This window comes from Bacillus sp. FJAT-28004 (assembly GCF_001280845.1).
Taxonomy (GTDB): domain Bacteria; phylum Bacillota; class Bacilli; order Paenibacillales; family Paenibacillaceae; genus Pristimantibacillus.
In genome coordinates this window covers 4077204-4096728 of sequence record NZ_LGHP01000001.1, presented here as the reverse complement: position 1 = coordinate 4096728, position 19525 = coordinate 4077204, and the positions used below count along the sequence as shown (strand labels likewise).

Below are 19525 nucleotides of genomic sequence, written 5' to 3'. Positions count from 1 at the left end.
AAAGGCGCTATAACGATGGTATCACCAAATAGGATGAGACGAGGTGTAAGACGTGATTCGAAAACTTACTGTCACATGTCTGGCTATAGTATGTACGCTGTCTTTAATACTTGGCGCTTCAGCTTCAGCTTCTGGGGAATCCAAATCCGACAAAAGCTCAATTAGCTGGCCAAATAAGCAAGCGCTTCCATCTTTCGCAACCCCTAAAAAGCTGGATGTTGCTGATATTTATGATGCGCCAGGAGACATTAAGCTGCTGCTTGCAACTCTGCAGGGTATCGTTAACCGTGAGGAGCCCCGGATCTATCTGCTCGAAAATCAAGAAGAAGGCAAGCTAACTTGGCTAAAAGACTTGAAGGTTCCCTACAATCTACAAGCTGATTACTGGGATATCGTCAAAAAATATAAAAAAGAAATTAAAGGCATCATCGTTTACGATCCAAAGATTGCTGACACCATCAACGTAGCGACTACTCTTGCTGGGTTAAAGGACGCCGTTGTTGCAAGTCCCGCTCTCGCTGAGCAGTTGAAAGCCGCTCCGTTTAACCTAAAAGTGCTCGATGATCTACAGGGTAAATTCAAAGACCGCATGGATGCTTATACATGGCAATATGAGAACCTATGGGCAAAATCGACACATCGGATGTTAGTCGGATTAAGCCCTGACACATCCGTTAGAATACCTTCTGGTCTTCCTGAATCGTTTAAGGTCATAGCGGAAGACACAACGCAGGAACGCGATGGCAAAAACAAAAATACGTATGAACTTGATCTGTCCAGCAATTTGGGCAAAGAATCCGTATACCTCCGCTTCGACGACGCCTTCACTCAGGATGGCTGGGGACCAGCCGTTCATGAAGTAACCGTGAAGGCAGATGGACAAACAATCGCGCAGTTCATTCCAGGTACGCCTGAGGAGGAAGCGTTTCTGTATGACCGTCAAAGCTCCCAAGTATCGACTGGCCAAGGCGGACATCGGTTCGCAGACAACGGCCGATACTTCGTCTACAAGTTTACGCCGCCTGCAGGTACGAAGCAGTTAACTGCCTCTGTCTTGATGTGGAACCAGTACAAGGTTTCGGCAGGCAATGTCCAGCCGCCTACTTCAGATCAGAAGGAGCCTTACGGCTACCTCCGCGATTATGCGGTTGCGAACAAAGCGATGGTGTTCTGGCTTGATTCGAACGTGCCTGAACAGAAGGCGCTCTTCGAGAAAATCTTATCTGGAGTCAAACCGGGTACCCCTTATCTAGGCTGGTTCAATAATGACGTTGAGGGTGAATTCAGCTCCGTAGAAATCACATCCAATCACAGCGTCTACGTGCTTGCAGCGGACTGGTTCAGCAACTTGACGGTTTTCTCGGGTACGAAAGCGAAGTCATTCAAAGCCAAAACACCTGAGGCACCTAAGCTTGAAAATAAAATTTATGTCACGTATACCTTTAGCGAAGGCGACAACTTCCAATACAATCAGCATAGAATGCGCATACTGTGGGATGACCCAGCTCGCGGTAAAGTGCCGATCAACTGGACATCGAGCCCGCTTCTTTATGACGGTGCACCTGCTATTCTGAACTACTTCCAAAAAACAGCGACGGAAAATGACCTCATCATTGCCGGTCCATCCGGTTCCGGATATTTCTATCCAGAAGCATGGCCGGAATCTACATTCTCAGATTTCCTTAAGCAGTCTTACACGTATATGAAGAAAACAGGGATGACTGTTCCATATGTGCTCAATCGTGTGAACAGCGAAAATGTTCCGCTCAGCGCATCAAAGGCAGCTGCCTATGAGAAGTTCTACAAAGCAAAAGGACTCTTCCTCAGCTGGGAAGGCCATTACGGCGTCGAAATCCTAAACGGTACCCTGCCGGTATCAACGATTCAAGGCATTAGTACCGCACAAGACGGGAAAAACATTTTGGCAGCAGCCAAAGCGAACTGGGATGGCAAATCACCATTGTTCGTATCACTTGGACTGCTCGCATGGAGCATGACGCCATCAGATGTTGTGGCGTTGACAGAATCGCTCGGACCGGAATATCAAGCCGTGCGAGCCGATCATTACTTCTCGCTTATCCGAGATCACAACAATCTTCCAGCCAAACCGCAGCAAGCAGAGAACGAGGACGAAGAACAGAACTAAACAGTTGAAAAAGCCAAACTGAAACAGCGCGCACCGATATTCAATCGGGGCGCGCTGTTTCATGATTGTGCTTTCACTTCTCTTCCAATATTTTTTTAATATAATTTGGCACTACAAAAGAAGCTCGGAATATTTCAGGGGATATATATTTCGTTTCCTGCCATTGCAAACCATTCAAGTCTGCCTCTAGAGGATCCCACTTTTTTGAAGCAACCGTAAAACTCCATATCCCACCGGGGAACGAAGGAATGGAACATAAATAAGTGCGTACGATGGGAAATAACTTTTTCAATTTGCTAATCGTATTTTTCAAAATATTCTGATTATAATAGGGGGATCCTGACTGAAAAACGGCGATACCGTCAGCTGTCAAACTATCGTAAACGTATTGATAAAATTGTTGCTTATATAGACTGGTTGCCGGCCCATAAGGATCTGATCGATCCACAAGAAGCACATCGTACTTGTTTTTTTGCCCTTGAATCCACTTGTACCCATCTTTGATTACTGTGTTTATAAGCTCTCTCCGCTTATCGTCAGTCTCTTTTGTCATCCATGTCCTGCATACTTCAATCACTCTCTGGTCAATTTCCACAACATCGATCTGCTGCACACTATCATACTTCAGCGCTTCGCGGGCTGGACCGCAATCACCGCCTCCAATCATTGCGACTTTTTGGGGTTCATGATGAGTGGTCATTGCAATATGCGTTATCATTTCGTTATAAATAAAACCATCTTTTTCGGTAACTTGGGGAGTTCCATCAAGAACAAGCATGCGGCCGAAACCTTTTGTTTCGATAATACTAATCTCTTGAAAAGGGGATTGTTCGTAGTGAAGAAGCGCTCCTACTTTATATCCAACTTCCATTTCAAGCTCTGGAAGGTCATCCCACAACCATAACTCCTCATTTGTTTCTTTATAATAACCTGTTAAGGAATACTTTTTATCTGTCATTCTATTATCCCACCGAATCATTGTTTTTTAATTCTATCCAGTAAAAGCCCGTCAGAATTGTTATTTTCGCCCGTAACAAAGTCTTTCATATAATACGAAAGGTATTTGCCATAACCAGTATCGGTTTGAAGCAACAGTTCGTCGACAAAATAAACACCATTAGGAATATCATCAAGCAGCAGCGCTGACAAGGCCCCATAGACCCCGCAGGCTACCTGAAAATAAGTGGCATTTGTTTTGTATTCGGAAAATATGGACTTATTGTTCATGACGTTATACATAAATCTTTCTCTATCTTTATAAACGAGGAGCACACCTACCAAATCTTCTCCATCCAGTTCGGCGTCCAATGGATCCAAAACCTTGTGATTCCAATCCCAAAGATCATCGATATTGCTAAGATTGGCATGGATTAAATCCGTCGTATGATCATTCACACGATAAATAAAACCTATCTCCATATCAAAAGCTTTCCCCAGCGTAATAACCTCTTCGTGGGGCATCAAACACCCGTAAAACTGTTTGTTTCCGAGCGACACTTTAAACTCTAACTCATAAACAGCGTTATAGAAAAAAAGAGACCTGTGCTGCTTCATAAACATAGGATAGTTTAATATGGCTTCATCCAAGAAACATTCAGGGGACCATGTAGTATAAATTGTTTTTTTCTGACCTAGCGATGGATCGCTATAAAATGTATTGTCATGTTCAACGATGTAGCAGCCAAGCGGTTTTTCATCTGGCGTTTGCTTCAGCATTTCAAAGACCATCCATTGCACGACGCCTGGATTCATTCCTGAACCGATGATCGCTTTCATATTTGTGAAGCGTCCTCTATTTTCTTCAAAAATACGATAACGTTCCATTAATGTAAATCCTTCAAGCTCTTCCTCTTCATCCACCATTGTATTTTCTAATGCGGTGTTAATATACTGAACGCCCAGTTCATTACAGCAATGAAGCATTTCGACCGTGTCAGCCCAAGAAACATCAATGACGATCGTTGTCTTTGAATCGATTAAATACTGCCGAAACTTTTTCAAATCATTCAAATTAATCTGATGTAACGTAACCGTATGTCTTAAATGAGGAATGAATTGCTCGTAATACTTCATTTTCTTTTGTGTCCGATCGACTAAATGAAGGTTACAACTGCTTATAAACGAATGGATGGGATCATCAACATTTTGAAAAGATTTGTCTAATATTGCTAGAATTGATTTAGCCACTCCTCCACCGCTTCCAAGAATAGTAAGGGTTATTTTTTTATCGTCCAAGTTACTCAACTCCTTTAAAACAAGGTATTCATAATCGATAGACTCCGATCTAATCTATGACCTATTGATAGAATCTATTTTTTACTACAACTATAGTCAGATTGAAGATTGTCCGCTAAGACCTCCAACCAGCACAAAAAAGAGCCATGACCTCTTGAAAAAGTGGTCTGACTCTTCTCATTTATTTTAGGAGTATTAGGTTAAGAAAAATTGAATCGTACGATCCGTTGAACCCGGCAAATGTTCATGTCCAAAATCGGGATATATGGCTAACTGCTTAGGAGCAGTTATTTTGTTATAGGCTGCAAACTGTGTGGAAGGCGGACAAGTCGTATCCATTAGGCCAACGAACATCAATACTTCGCCGCGAATCCGGTTTGCAAGGAATTGAAGATCAATATAACCAAGCTTCTCAAAAATTTCATCCTCACGTTCATGCAGCGGATCGAAATAACGGAAGAAGGTACTAAGCTCCTGATACGCACCCTTCGCCAAATCCATCTCCCAAGTTCGTTTATAATCGCAAAGGAAAGGGAAAACGGGAGCAAGCTTCTTCACTCTCGGCTCGAGTGCCGCGCAAGCAATCGTAAGCGCCCCGCCCTGTGAGCCGCCAGCTGCATAAACACGTTCTGGATCAACCTCAGGCAAGCCAAGCGCGATACCCGCCAATTGTGCGGTATCCAAATAAATATGGCGGAACAGCAGATTATCCGGATGATCATCTAATCCCCGAATAATATGGCCATGATGGGTGTTCCCCTTCACATTGCCCGAATCCTCGGACGCTCCCCCTTGGCCGCGGCAATCCATGGCTAGAACAGAGAAACCTAATGAGGCATAAGCCAGCTTATCGTTCCAATCGCCCGCATTTCCCGTGTACCCATGGAATAACACGACTGCCGGATGCGGCTCAGAAATATGTTTTGGCCGAACATATTTCGCATGTATCCGAGCCCCGCGAACGCCGGTAAAGTAGAGATCAAAGCATTCCGCATTCGGAGTCTGGAACGAGCTCGGAACAAGCTGAATTTGCGGATCTACTGCGCGCATCTCTGAGATCGCCCGGTCCCAGTAAGCATCAAAATCAGCGGGGCAAGGATTAATTCCCTGGTACTCCTTCAACTTCTCAAGCGGCATGTCTACTAACGGCATTTTACAATCATTCCTCTCAAATATAATATGTCGATTAAAGCACGAATAACACCTTGCCTCATTACCAAATTTATCATTACTATACCTACTAATATATTATAATATCAGGTAATCACACTAAATATAAGCAGATACTAGATTTATATTTCAATGGCTTGCGCCTTAAGATTCAAGACGATAACACCTGCTATAATGAGCGCGCATAATATACTATGAAAAAGGAAGTTTAAACGTAAATAAACCAAAAACACGCTATCGCGCAGCACCTAAGTGTCTTCTCGATAGCGTGTTTTGATGTTCGTGTACTACTATATTACCGATACTCTCGTTGTATTATCGATATATTTTCCTTGTGGCAGGCTTCCGTAAAGGTGGATAAGAAGGCATGCTCATGATAGAGCGCAGCAAGAGCAGGCTCGTTATTTGTTATAACCGCCTCACAAAGTCGGTTCAAGTAATCCGATGCCGTAGCCAAGCGTCTCTTCATCTCTGACGAGTCGGCAGTGGCTTTTCCATGACCTGGTATGAGCAAGCGAACGGAATGAGCTTCAAAAATACGACCCGCCTTCTCCAGCGTTTGGTTATATGCCTTTGCGCTTTGATAAATGAAAGGCAGTTCGAAATCGGATAAATAATCTCCTGCAACCATGATTCCTAGAGGCTCGACTATCGTTATTAATCCATCTTCCGTATGCCCCGGAGCAAGATAGAAAGTAATCGTCGTATTCCCTAAACGCAGCTGCTGCCCATCCTCTTGAATTACGATATCGAGATTTGGAAATGCTATAGGATAGTTTCTTATAATATAATTTTTGTTATCGAACTCTCGAATCATTTCAAGCTTTTGCTCTTTTTGCGGATGCTGCTGCAGCTCGAAACTGCCAATTGTTATCGCATCAGGGAACGCTTGATAGCCAATAATATGATCGAAATCTCCGTGGGTAAATAACAGATACGTATCACGATCCCCTTTGATGCCATTTACATACTCCTTTATCGCCTCAACTTCTCCCGAAAGCCAGTTCGGATCTACGATGAGTACCATTTCTTCTGTTTGAATGACTGTAGAAGTCGTCTGATATAATTCACTTTGGAATACCGTTACGTTTTCATTCTTGTATTGAATCAAGAATAACTCCCCTTTCTCCAGCTATACTGCTCCTTTAATAGGCCGGTACCGTATCATGACTCACCGAGAAGCTTCTTAAACGATGCTTCAATCTCGCCTTGATTAAGTAATCCGATAATATAATCAATAATCTCCCCATCGGTATTTACAAAACACAGAGCTGGGAAGCCATCCCCGCCGTAGTACTCGTATACGTCTCCCTTTTGGTCAAGGAGGACCGGGTATTCGATCTGATGCTGCGCCACATAGTTCTGTACCTCTGATATTTCATCACGATTCGTAACATTTATTCCGTATACATTTATCCTGTCCTTATACTTTTCATGCAAAGCGACCATTTTGGGAGCATCCTCATTACAATAAGGACACCATGAAGTGAATATGGATAAGACCGTTGGTTTTGCAGCAAAATCAACCACCACTTCTTCACCTGTACTTAACTCCGACAACGAGATACTCGATAATTCGCTTTTGAGTTTGTTAATATAGCTATATCCAAGATAGACCATCAAGCCTATCGCCGCAATAATAATCGTTCCCGTCGTTATTTTAATTATTTTGTTCATGAACGCACGTTCCTTCCATTAACAATTGAGATGACGAGCGCTTTTTCTATTCACCATGGGTTCTGTTCAAATTCAAAACCGTTTATGGATTCGAAATGCAATAAATGAATACCATCTTTGAGTATCTTGATCCTCGTATATCTTTACTTTCTCGCTTAATCGAATCTGCATTGCACTTTGTGCAATAGAATCCTCAGTAGAAGCTAAAGTTTTCAGCTAGGCTGCAGTTTATGCAACAGAAATCACTATTTTCAGCTAGTTAGCCGATATCTGTAGCGTTTTTATTGCATTTCTGCAATGCAGCGCCACATTATGAGGATCATGTCAGGTTTCTATTGCATTTTTTGCAGTACTAGCAGCACGAGCTCATAAAAAATGCTGCCCTCTCTTTTTCAAAAAAGAGGGACAGCACTTTACTCATTCTCTTATAAAACGTCCTTCAATTGGCTCCGGCTGTGGCTGTCCAACGATTTCCAATCGCGGACTTCACATCTTTTGCCGTTGATGTCGGTGAGAATAATCCGATTGTCACTTGGGTATTGCATATGCTCATGCAAGTTTCGCATCACGATGCGAGTCGGCCCCAGATTGGTTTGCAGCTCCCAAATCCATAGGTCTGCTTTCTGCTTAATTGAATCAATACGAGCCACAAGCGGTAGGAAATAGCGCAGCTGCAGCTCTTTATCCATCTCCGACCTGCTTTCTTCATCCAGCTGCTCAATGTCACGAATAACACCGATTTCATCACCCTTGGAGTCTCGGACAGATATAAACTGGGTCGTGTATTGAAAAGGAAATATGCGATAAAGAATAATTTCTTCAAAAACCTTTCCTTCGACCACGCCTTGGAAAACACCGCCTTGACTACGGGTAAATGAAACCGTGTTTGGTTCAAGAATATTGATCTCAAAAGGGTCCTTCGTGTTATTTTCAACACGGATGTCGTTTGAATCAATCATGCATTTTCTACCCCCTTGATCTTAGACATTTCCTTTTGCGCCTCAACTAGCTTGAAATAAGCGCCTTCCGTAGCCAGCAGCTCCTCATGCGTACCTACTTCAACGATCTTCCCGTGATCCAGCACAACAAGTCGGTCTGCATTGCGCAAAGTCGACAAGCGATGGGCAATCGCGAACGTTGTTCTGCCTTTAACCAGACGCGAAATCGCTTCTTGAATTTGCCGCTCCGTCACCGTATCTACTGAGGCGGTTGCTTCGTCCAAGATTAGAATGCGCGGATCATGAATAATGGCACGAGCAATCGATACCCGTTGCTTCTCTCCGCCTGACAGCTTATGTCCACGTTCGCCTACCCTTGTGTCGTAGCCATCTGGCAGCTGAACGATAAAATCATGCGCATTTGCGATTTTGGCGGCACGCATAATTTCTAACTCCGTAGCGTCCGGTTTCGAATAAGCAATATTCTCCGCAATCGTCCCGTCAAACAGAAACGTCTCCTGCAGCACTACGCCGATCTGCTTACGCAGGTCATTCTGGCTAATATTGCGGATATTTGTTCCATCAATCGTAATGGTACCCTCATCCGAATCATAAAATCGGCAGATCATGTTAATAAACGTCGACTTTCCGGCACCGGAATGGCCGACTAATCCGATCATCTCGCCTGCCGCTACCTTTAAGTCTACGCTTTTGAGCACCGGGTGATGCTTTTCGTATCCATAAGTAACCTTTTTGAATTCAACCTCGCCTTTAACACGTCCGATCTGAGCGGGGTTTACTGTATCTGGCACGTCAGACGGTGTATCCATAATCTCAAATACACGGTCCGCTGCTGATATCGCATGAGTTGCCCAGTTGATCATTTGGCTTACCCACTGCAAAGGCCCAAGAAGCATGCCCAGATATGTAATTAGAGCGATCAAGGTACCGATGGATAGATTGCCATTAAGCACTGTTCTGCCGCCATAATACCAAATTAATAGAGTACCCGCTCCAGCAACTAAAGCGAAGACGGGAAACATGCCCTGCCACAGTCCTTCAATTCGAATATTATGCCGAACGAGTTCCTTATTAGCCACCGTATAACGTGACATCTCCGTCGATTCCTGACCAAATGCTTTGACAACACGAATACCTTGCAGAGAATCGCCAACTAATGCATTTAATCTGAAAATAGACCTCCACTGCTGATACCATCGCCTGCCGATCATCGGCCACAATACGGTGGACAATACAATCATAAGTGGCATAGGCAGCATCGCAAGCAGCGTTAATTTCCAATCAAAGCTGAACATAATGATGAAGATCGCAATGACCCGCAGCGATTCACCCGACACCCAAATGACGCCATCGGTCATAAATTGCCGCATCGCCTCCGAATCATTGTTTACCCGTCCAATAAATTGCGAGGACTGTCTTCGGTCGAAGAAGGATAACGACAACCTCATCAAAGCATTATAGACATCGTGCCTAAGATCGCCCATTAATTTGGAACCAATCCACACACCAATAATGCCGCGTACGGTCTGCATGAGGGTGACCATCAGTGAGGTCGCTGCAAGGCCGATGACAATCCATAGAAGCGTGGAACCCATATCCTTCGGTGTCAGCACATCATCCACAATCATTTTGGTCAAAAATGGCGGGATAAGCTCTACCAATGTTGTAAAGATCAACATAATAGCCGCTGCAACCATCTGCAGCTTGTAAGGCTTCGCATAACTTAACATTCGAAACAGAACCTTGCCATTGTTTTTACATACAGGGCAAGCTTGTGAATCGTCTGGCAGCGGATTGCGGCACTTTGGACAATTTCTTGGGAATTCTTTTTCGGAAGCCGTTGGCCTCTCTTCCCCTTTTGCAACTGCACCTATTAATTTAGAAGCATATCCAAAAATAGAAGTAAGTGATGCAGTATATCGTATAAGGATAATCGGGCCGCTCTTGGTATCCGCAAGCAATGAGCCACCGCCTACTCCGCCAACAGCCCGGGCATCGGTAATATCCGAAACCGCAAGTTTAGTCACCAACACCCCGTCCGAACGCCAAACCGATACTTCCTTCTCAGTAAGTACTAGCCATTCTTCCCCAAACTGACCATCGTTCATTAAATCAGATACAGCATGAAACAGCGATGTTTCTCTAAGTTGTGCTTCTATCGCCTTAGGAAGCTTATTAATAACGGACATATTCTTCCCCCTTTCGTTACCAACCTATTTACTCACATTTTTTTACAACGGTAAAGATGACAGAATAACTATAGCTATTTATTACTTTCGAGCTATTTTTATTACAGTACAAGTAAAAACCCACAACCTCTTTTGGTTGTGGGTTTACAAAATACAACAGCTAGGCTAAAAAGCCCGTAAAACGATGATTAGGACAATCACCGCCATTACGGGCTTTTACATTAACTATTTTATAATTGCTAGCTTATGCGGAAACCTAGATTAACTCTCTTGCGTCAAATTTGCGCTTGCCAAGAGCTCATTATAAGTTGTGATCTGCGGCTCCTTAGAACCATAATAGAATGGGTTCGTAAAGGCGAGCAGCATTCCCGCTGCATCGCGAATGTCAAAGCGATACCAGTTATACGCGCCTTCTTCCCAAGGTATATTCCACTCCAGCGCCTCTGGCGTTTCACCCGCCGCCGCCGCGGAAACTTCCTTCACCGATTCAGTAATGCCGTTTCGAATGAGTGTCACACGAGTGTTCACATCACTCACTACGCTTAATTTACAGTTCACTTCCTGGGATGCTGCTTCACCTTGCCCCTGACGGAATGCATCAGACAAATCACAGCCAAAGCGGTAATCTTCACTGCCGACTTGAATCGATGTTTCAAGCACCGGACCACGCGATACATAAACATGCCCATTCCGTACGCCTTCTAATATATGATCCGCACTCAAATCATCACACCACACATACGTGGAAGGATCGCCAATCAAAGAAGGAATTAAACTATCCTCATATTTTTCTGTTGGCAGCATATGCGAGTCAGAGCCGCCGATACCGGTAATACGATAGCCTTCATTCCAGCTTGCCGTCCATAGCTGCAATGCCTTCTCGGTAGCTACCGTGTTTGGGGAAAAGGTCGGATCATTCCATATTTCCATGGAATGCACTCCCTTAAGCTGCGTCTCACCATATAACCATGCCCAAGGCGCCAGCATTGGGTGATTAATAGAGCAGACAGCCCCTAGTTCCGCTGCCTCCTTCATCAATCGGTCCATTCCCTGTTGCGTAGTCAAGCCTCCATCTGGTGCTGTCGCTCTCCAATCGATCCATTTCCGAAGACCAAGCGCATTCCAGTGTCCGTCGCCAGCCGTTATTTCCACACCTGGAAGGACGAGCGCATCCCCTTTGGCCCATGATGTAGACAGCACGTTGTGATCCGTCGCTACAAAGAAATCCAGTCCCTGCTTTACCGCCTGCTCACGATTCATAAGCTGCGTCATTTTGCCATCGGACAACACGGTATGCGTATGGAAATCCCCTTTGTAATAACGGCTTCCCGTCTTCCACACCTTCGCCCAGTCGTAGCTGTCCACCGTGACTCCAGCATTCCGATTGCCGCTGCTCCAATACTCGCGCTCGCCCTGAAGCTGTGTTGATACATACTCCTCTGGCAATGCACCGCAGCCAAGCTCCCATTCTGCTTCAAACATTCTGCCCTCTTCGTTTGAAACCTCAAGCATCCACGTGCCAGGCACGATCGGGCCTGGCATTGCTATTGGACTCGTTAATTCCACCTGCCTATGAACGACGATCAGCCGCTCGTTTCCACCGTCGAGGAAGCAGAAACGAATAGTGTTCTCCGCATTAAACAGATGCAGTCGTCCCCACGAGTTTTCCTTCTCATATGTAAAGCGAATCGCAAGCCAATCGTACTCTTCTTTAACCGTAATCGGAAAATAGCTGTTATTCTGTTCCAACTTAACGGAAATTTGTCCTTTATTCATGGTTATTCACCTTCCATATCCCACGTTTATTCGTGCAGTTCCGTATCTATCCAAGAGTGCCTATTATAATAATTCCTGTGGTAATCGCAATCGACATCACAATCCGCATTTTCCCCTGCTGCTCTTTCAGAACTAGAATACCGAGCAGCGTACCGAACACGGTACCGATCTCGCGTATCGGAGACAGATGTGACAACGGGCCTAAATTCATGGCAAATAGAAATAACAAATATGAACCTGGAGAAAAAATAGAACCAACAATTAGCGGCATCTTATTGAGCTTCCACTCCGTCTTAATTGCTTTCGAGCGCAGAGCCGGAAGTGTCAGAACGAGCATATAGCCAATGTTGCACAGCGCCAGCAATGCGAGCGGTGGCATGTATTCCAATATAATTTTGTCGATCAAGGTATAACCTGTTATGCATAAACCGACACCGATAGCGCACATAAGTCCTCGCACATACATCTTGTCTTGCAGCAGTGCACGACTCAGCTTAAAGCCGCCGATGCGGATCATGCCATAAATGATAATCATTAAACCTGCCCACCCAAAAATAGAAAGGGATTCGTTGTACATGAGTATGCTTAGGACAGGAACCAGCAGCGCTCCCGTCCCGCGCATAATCGGATACACTTGCGAAATATCACCGAACTGATATGCCTTGGATAACAGTACAAAATATCCGCTCTGCAGTAAAATAGACAGCAGTATGAGGCCGTAAGCTTTCAACGGAAGCGTATTATTTACTAACCAATCAACCAGGTAGGGAGTGAGCAGAAGAAAGCACGGGATATTAATCATCCATAAAAAAACATCTTTGTTCATGCTGCGCTTCGCAAACAGATTCCATATCGCATGCGTAAAGCCAGATGCTAATACGAGTAGGAGTGCGATAGTTGGCATCGTCGAATCACCGCGTTTCTTTTTCCTAAATGCCTGCTCTCTTACTTCATTTACTCGTACCAGTAACCTTTTATTCCTTTTTCCATACGCAGAAGTGCCTCAAGGTAAAAATAGTCTCCCCAGATCATAAAGTCATCCGGTGCTGTATTTCCTCTTACATAATAAGAGCCATGCTTTAATAACCCCTCTGCCTCTTCTCCCATCGTCGAATAATGACGAACGAGCGAGGTCATCGACAGATTCAGCTTCCATTCAAATTCAGCGCGATCTGGGTCTTTATCGTCCAGATGGCTCACTAATTCGAGCAAGCCAGCGGCTACGATCGCAGAAGCAGAGCTGTCTCGGTACGTACCTTCTTCGATCTCAACATCAAAGTCCCAGTAGGCCACATGATCCTCTGGCAGTTGGGAAAGAAAGTATGCTGCCAGTCGTTTCGCTGTGTCCAAATATGCCTTATTCCCGGTGTAACGATAGGCAAGTGCAAAGCCATAAACACCCCATGCTTGACCACGGGCCCATGTCGATCCATTGGTATAACCTTGATGTGTAGCACCGCCGAGCGCTTCACCCGTTTCTTCATTAAACACGAAGGTATGGTATGAGCTGTCGTCACCGCGCACAAGATAGCGGCGGCTTTGATCTGCCTGCTTGATGGCAACCTCATGATAACGCTCATCACCCGTTTGTTTATAAGCCCAGAATAACAGAGGAAGATTTAAGAGGCAATCAATAATCATGCGCCCGCCATGCTTCTCGTCTCCAGGCAATCCCCAAGCCTGAATGTATTGCCCATTCTCTCTAAAGCGGCGCAGAAGCACGTCAGCTGCTTGTAAAGTCAGCTCTCTTGCTTCCTCATCCCGCTCTAAAATCCACTGTGCTTGCGAGGATAAGGTATATAAGAATCCAATGTCATGATGATCAAGCACAATATGCTGTTCCATTCGATGCTTGAAGCTCTTTACCGTGAGCCGAGCAGCATCACGGTAAGTTTCATCACCGGAATACTCGTAGCATAGCCACAGCATTCCGCTCCAGAATCCATTTGTCCAATCTTCATTATCATTGAGTTCATACTTGCCATCGACACTGACATGCGGGAAGCGAACCCCAAAACGCTGGATGTTCATTTTCGTCTTCCCCATTGCATCTTCAATTGCCAATTTCCACATGTCCTTCAATCCTTTCAACTACCGATTAATCTGATCCAGTATTCTCTTCACGACAGCGGCTGCCTCCGCTCGAGTCGCTACTGCAGCAGGGGCAAATCTTTGTTGCTTATCCCCTTGCAGCAGCCCTCTCTCCACCGCTGCTGCAACTTCCTTTACGCTCCAAGCGGCAATGTCTTTGGAATCCGCGAAAATATCCACTTGGGAGGCTTCAGTCCCTGACATCCAGTCTGGTTGAATCTTACTCATAACGCGAGCAATCATTACCGCCATTTCTTGTCGCGTTATGGTTTGCTCTGGCTTGAACGAACCATCTGCATAACCGGTCATGATTCCAGCTTCATGCACTCGTATGATGTCATTCTCGTACCACTTGCCCTGCATGCCGCTTGCATCTGTGTACGTTAGTTCTGAGCCTTTCAAACCAAGATCCAACATGCGAACGATTAAAGCAGCCATCTCCGCGCGAGTAATATTCGCCTGAGGTACGAAGGAATCTGTATTTCTTCCTTGCATAATGAACTTGGATGCCAAGTATTGCGCGTCGTTCTTCACCCAATGCTTCTCAAGATCCGTAAACGTCTTGTTTGCTTCAACCAACAGGTAGGTTTCGCCTGGCATTCCGCCAAAGGTTGCTTCTACACCACTGCCAACCGCTTTCAGTTTCATTGGAACAGGAACAAGCGCTTTGCGATCCTCGTCATAACGCATCCCAGCCAAATGTTCCGGATTTGCTTTCGTTTCTATCATCCATTTCATTTCAAGCTTTCTAGCTTCAATCAAGCTGCCGTACATCGGCTGCAAGGTGCCCGACTCCATTACAACTTGATTTGCAATAGTAACTAGTGAAGCGCCCAGTCCTTTTACATGATTTGCAATCGTCGTTACCATCGCTTCAGCAATAGGCTCCATTCCGATTCGCACGCCATTTGCCGCTTCAAGATTAGCTATTTGCTTCAGTGGAAGCGTAATAGACACATTCTTCCCGCTCAAAATCAGCTTAGCTTCGCTGTTCCATTCCACTAGCTTCGTTATTGCAGCGGAAGAGAGCTGAACACTTTTAGCTCCATTTGAGATCGATATTAAAATTTGCCCAGCCGCTAATTGCTCGTCTGTACTGTCTATTTTCAACTGCCCGCCAAGCATGCCTTGAACCTGATCTTTCATCTTCGACCCATTCGAGCCTGATTGTCCAGGTGTCGGGCTTGGCGTTGGGATTGGAGTCGGTGTTGGATCTGGCTTCACTTCCTCGCCCTCTATCACGATTGTAACAGTCGCTTGAGAACCTCCATCGACAGAAGCTGCAATAACCTCCACCTTGCCAGGCAGCACGCCTGTTACAACGGCTTGTCCATTAATGACTTGCAGCGTTGCGAGTGCACGATGCTCATTACTCATTGTCCAAACGACTTGTTTGTTTTTTGCATGATCTGGCTTCGCAGTCGCTTCAAGCTTTACCTGCTCGCCTTGTTTTATCGTTGCTGCAGATGGTGTTACGATGACTTCCGTCACCTTTGCACCCTCAGATGCCTTAGTCGTCACTTCTAAATATGGCGCTAACGCAGCGTTCTCTTTACTCTTGATCTGTGTATTCAAGCCTTTCACGCCTGGCTGCTCAATCAATGCAACACTTAATCGTTGATCATGCAGCAGCTCCGCTTTAACGGTATCCGTCAGCTCGTATTCACGCCACTTGTCAACTTTTTGGAAACTAATCGTTGAGATTGCATTTCCATAGGCTGGTTGATGGCCCCACACCATCTCGGTCTCTTTCCAAGAATCATCTTCAACGTGGTGAACACCGATTAAGTTGGCATCGTATTTGGCATCGCCATCATTTATTTTTCCGTAGACTTTCAGCTTTACAGACTCAATATCGCCGGCAAGGCTGCTAAGGTCAAACTTCATGAAAGATCGTTGTGTATATCCCTCACCATATTCACGAACTTCAACATAATCTTTGGTGCCATTATTCACATTTATATGATTCGCCCCACTACGAACGAAGGTATCCTCGATCACTGGAATCTTAAAGGTTTTACCTTCTTCTGGCTGCATGCCTTCCATGTCGATCGTTTGGCTTGGATCAACCTTCAACGTAATCGTATGGACCTTTCCTGCTGCTCCTTGCGTATTGATTGCCAAGCGAGTATACGGGAAAGTTTGCACGACCTGAATGCTCGGGTCTTGTGCAACGATGTGTAATCCAATTTTACCAAGATCAACCGTTACCATAGCTTGTTTCTGTGTAGGCTCAGCAATCGCGATGGTAAGCTCGTTGCCCTTCTCCTTAATCATCATGGAAATTGGCTTATCGGTCTTCACATATTGAAAAGCAGAAGCTTCCCAGAAATTCAAACCTGTAACCTGCTGCTTCGTTTCTTTTACAGCATGAACCCGCTCCGTCTTAGCCAGTACTTGAATATCTGGACTCGCTTCATATGCAGCTGTTTGCTCCGGCGTTTTGCCTGGAAGTAGCACATATTCATAAGCGCCTGCGGTCGGTAATTTGCCATGCTCGATGGCAAGGCTTAAGTAATTGCGCTTCACTACATCCGTTGGACCGCCCTTATTAATTTCGCTCCAAGCTCCCTCGCGAGCTTCACGTTTACCCGTCACTTTTTCTCCGGAAGGGAATACGTAGCCGATATCAGAACCGGCTGCATTGCCCTCCATATGAGCCCATTTCACATCCGTCATTTGTTCCTGCCAGCCTAAATCTGTTGGCATTTCATGACCGTTAACAATAAGCTTATTGGCTCCCGCTTGTGTTAGCTGACGATTCTCAACGATCGTTTCTGTCATGTTCGCCGTGTTGTTGGCAATATTAGAACCTACTGCAACCATTTCATCATCGAACAAGAACCATGATTTTTTTCCTTGCAAAGAACTTCCTGTACTGCCTGCAAGCGAGAACTCCATACCCACGGCTCCATAGTAATCATCAATTACTGAGCCGCCCACCCAATCCTTGCCGTTCATATAGTTGGCCCATTCTGCAGGGTCTTTATAGGAATGGTCTGTCGTTGTTCCTGGCAACCTGTAGCTATCAATGGTTGGCCAATAATGGTCACTAAACTGCTTCAAGTCGCTATTGTATACATTCGTCATTCCGATTCCTGTGTACCAGCCTTTTTTATTCTCACCATTGCCATATTCAAATGCTGCAATGCGATCAGAGAACATGCTGATAGAAAGACCGAAGTCTGGACGAAGCTGAACAGCCCGATCCATACCCGCAAACATTTGCGTATGAACCAGCTCTCCACGAGGAGCAACGCTGTCATCCTGCATTAATTGCTTCAATAAATGAAGTTCATATAATGGCAATCCCTTGTAATAATGTTCAAAAGTAGTGTCAGACAGTACCCATTCCTTCACCATGCTTTTTGTCTGCTCCGCAATTGCAGGTGGAGCGGACTGCGCCAGACGCAGCAGTGTCATTATAATGGAGCGCCCTGTAATATGATCAGAGTCGGCAGCACGAGAAATGCTACGACCTTTAACCGAGTCTAGAATGGCACCTTTATATAGAAGCGGCTCAAAAGAATCCTTTACCCAGCTATAAACATGGTTAGCATTCGAGTCTGTAATGGCCCACTCTGAATCCGCAAAAATATAAAATAGATCAGCCATACGTCCAAGCAATACAGCACCGTAGCCGCCGGTGTAAGCTATGCTCGTGTGTTGAACGAGGGAACCATCTTCATAAAGTCCATCCCCCTTCTTCACATACAAGAACTCATCCGCAATCGAATCACGTCCCTGCATGACTTTAGCTGCATGTTGACCAACAATACCCCGCAGCGTCACAACGAGTGCTTTATCGAGCAGGTTCGCTCCTGTCTCGATTGTTGCTGAGTTCGCTACACGTTTCTTCGGATCTGGTACGAACTTATCGACAGCTTCAATATATTTTCCAATCAATTCTTGTGGCATTGCATCATACATTAACGACAGGATGTTCATAATCTCCTGCGGTGTCCCAATCTCCCAATCCCACCAGTTCCCAGTAATCTTCTTGCTGGAATTGTACTGATACTTCAACATCCATTCCATCGCATGAATGATATCGTTCTTTAGATCTTCATTTTGATAGAGGGAGGAGCCTTTCATCGAATAAGTCAACGAGAGATCTCGAATAATTCCATATGCCCAGGAGATGCGCCAAGAATCATTTTGAGTTTTGCTAATGACACCTTCCCATAATGTATCCGGATCGGCAGCCTTATTCAGCGTGTCCCATCTTCCTGTACCTTCTGTATTCGTCATACGGTTCACTAACGCTTCAACATTTGCCGCGAGCTCAGGATCGTTCATATCAATCCCTTCCCCGCCTACCAGCTTTGTCGCCCATTTTTTACGAAGCGTTTCATATGCTTTCTTCTGCGCTTCTGATTCTACCGTTACGAAGCTTTGTGCGGAAACTTTACGATCACTCGTCGTAGCGGTAATAACCGCAGTACCGTAATCATGAGCAGTTACTTCTCCGTTTTGAACCGTTGCTACCAACGTATTGGATGAACTCCAAATCAGGTCATCAATCGGTGCATTAGCAGGTGTCACGGTAGGAATCAGCTGTACCTTTTTCTCCTTATCCATGTTCACATTTTTCGGATTAAGCTCGATGGACGTAATATCTTTAAACGGAGAGAGGGTTACGTCGTCAATCCAAAGCGTACCTGTACCCGTCTCAAAAAATATTTCAACTTTAAAACTAGCAATTTGGGCTTTATCAGGAACCTGCAGCAGCAGTTCATAAGGTGTCCAGTTTGTTGTTCCCTTTACATAAGGAAGATACGGACCGTCTTCAATCTTTTTCCCATCAGCACCGCAATACTGTGTACGAATATATACGCCTTTACTCACATTTTCAGGCAGTACTTGATCCGTCTTCAGCCAAGCTTGCAGCTTATAGGTTTGCCCTGGGGTAATAGGCACAAGCGGATCTGGAACGATATCTGTTCTAGCAAGCTTATCGTGTTTAACTTGTATAGATCGTGTTCCTGTGTGATATACGGCCTCCGTAACGGATACGTTCTGATTGCCTTCCATTGCGCGCCATACGCCCCAACCCGCCGGTCTTCCTCCATCCTGCCAACCTTTATCCGGAATTAAGCCGCCTTCTTCAAAGCCGCCATTAGTAATCAAATTAACCATCGTATTCGCACTTGCATCAGCTTGTCCGCCAAAAACAGGCAGCCCGGCAAATACAAGCTGAAATGCCATACAGCATACCACTACAATTGAAATAGACCTCTTCCTGATATTCATGAATGAAACCTCTCCTATCTCCAGTTCAT

12 protein-coding genes are annotated in these 19525 nt (G+C 45.1%); 1 reads left to right on the top strand and 11 read right to left on the bottom strand.

Going from position 1 to position 19525, the window contains the following annotated elements; translation table 11 throughout:
• Nucleotides 1-52: 52 nt before the first annotated feature.
• Entirely contained in the window at nucleotides 53-2146 is a 2094-nt protein-coding gene (locus AC787_RS17870) for a GxGYxYP domain-containing protein (protein WP_054026019.1), read from the top strand.
• A 73-nt stretch (nucleotides 2147-2219) separates the two neighbouring features.
• On the opposite strand, the gene speE is transcribed toward AC787_RS17870, so the two are convergent.
• The 11 genes from speE to AC787_RS33325 form a co-directional block, all read right to left on the bottom strand.
• Complete coding sequence (gene speE, locus AC787_RS17865) at nucleotides 2220-3104, bottom strand: polyamine aminopropyltransferase (RefSeq protein WP_054026018.1); 885 nt, start codon at nucleotides 3102-3104, stop codon at nucleotides 2220-2222.
• A gap of 17 nt (nucleotides 3105-3121) precedes the next feature.
• Nucleotides 3122-4381 (bottom strand): saccharopine dehydrogenase NADP-binding domain-containing protein, encoded by a 1260-nt coding sequence (locus AC787_RS17860; protein WP_054026017.1) that lies wholly within the window; start codon nucleotides 4379-4381, stop codon nucleotides 3122-3124.
• A gap of 195 nt (nucleotides 4382-4576) precedes the next feature.
• Nucleotides 4577-5533 (bottom strand): alpha/beta fold hydrolase, encoded by a 957-nt coding sequence (locus AC787_RS17855; protein WP_054026016.1) that lies wholly within the window; start codon nucleotides 5531-5533, stop codon nucleotides 4577-4579.
• Between the two features lie 313 nt (nucleotides 5534-5846).
• Entirely contained in the window at nucleotides 5847-6662 is an 816-nt protein-coding gene (locus tag AC787_RS17850) for an MBL fold metallo-hydrolase (RefSeq protein WP_054026015.1), read from the bottom strand.
• A gap of 53 nt (nucleotides 6663-6715) precedes the next feature.
• The gene (locus tag AC787_RS17845; protein ID WP_054026014.1) at nucleotides 6716-7228 is read right to left on the bottom strand and encodes a TlpA family protein disulfide reductase; all 513 of its coding nucleotides are present in this window, start codon (nucleotides 7226-7228) and stop codon (nucleotides 6716-6718) included.
• Between the two features lie 425 nt (nucleotides 7229-7653).
• Nucleotides 7654-8187 carry a DUF1854 domain-containing protein gene (locus tag AC787_RS17840; RefSeq protein WP_054026013.1) on the bottom strand — a complete coding sequence of 178 codons (534 nt, stop codon included), beginning with the start codon at nucleotides 8185-8187 and terminating at the stop codon, nucleotides 7654-7656.
• Nucleotides 8184-10376 carry an ABC transporter ATP-binding protein gene (locus tag AC787_RS17835; RefSeq protein WP_054026012.1) on the bottom strand — a complete coding sequence of 731 codons (2193 nt, stop codon included), beginning with the start codon at nucleotides 10374-10376 and terminating at the stop codon, nucleotides 8184-8186. Before AC787_RS17835 ends, AC787_RS17840 begins: the two co-directional genes overlap by 4 nt.
• Nucleotides 10377-10637: 261 nt before the next feature.
• Complete coding sequence (locus tag AC787_RS17830; RefSeq protein ID WP_054026011.1) at nucleotides 10638-12152, bottom strand: CehA/McbA family metallohydrolase; 1515 nt, start codon at nucleotides 12150-12152, stop codon at nucleotides 10638-10640.
• A 46-nt stretch (nucleotides 12153-12198) separates the two neighbouring features.
• Entirely contained in the window at nucleotides 12199-13056 is an 858-nt protein-coding gene (locus AC787_RS17825; RefSeq protein ID WP_054026010.1) for an SMR family transporter, read from the bottom strand.
• A 50-nt stretch (nucleotides 13057-13106) separates the two neighbouring features.
• Nucleotides 13107-14225 (bottom strand): glycoside hydrolase family 88 protein, encoded by a 1119-nt coding sequence (locus tag AC787_RS17820; protein ID WP_054026009.1) that lies wholly within the window; start codon nucleotides 14223-14225, stop codon nucleotides 13107-13109.
• A gap of 18 nt (nucleotides 14226-14243) precedes the next feature.
• On the bottom strand, nucleotides 14244-19496 hold the full coding sequence (locus AC787_RS33325) for a polysaccharide lyase family 8 super-sandwich domain-containing protein (RefSeq protein ID WP_082360819.1): 5253 nt from the start codon (nucleotides 19494-19496) through the stop codon (nucleotides 14244-14246).
• Nucleotides 19497-19525 lie beyond the last annotated feature (29 nt).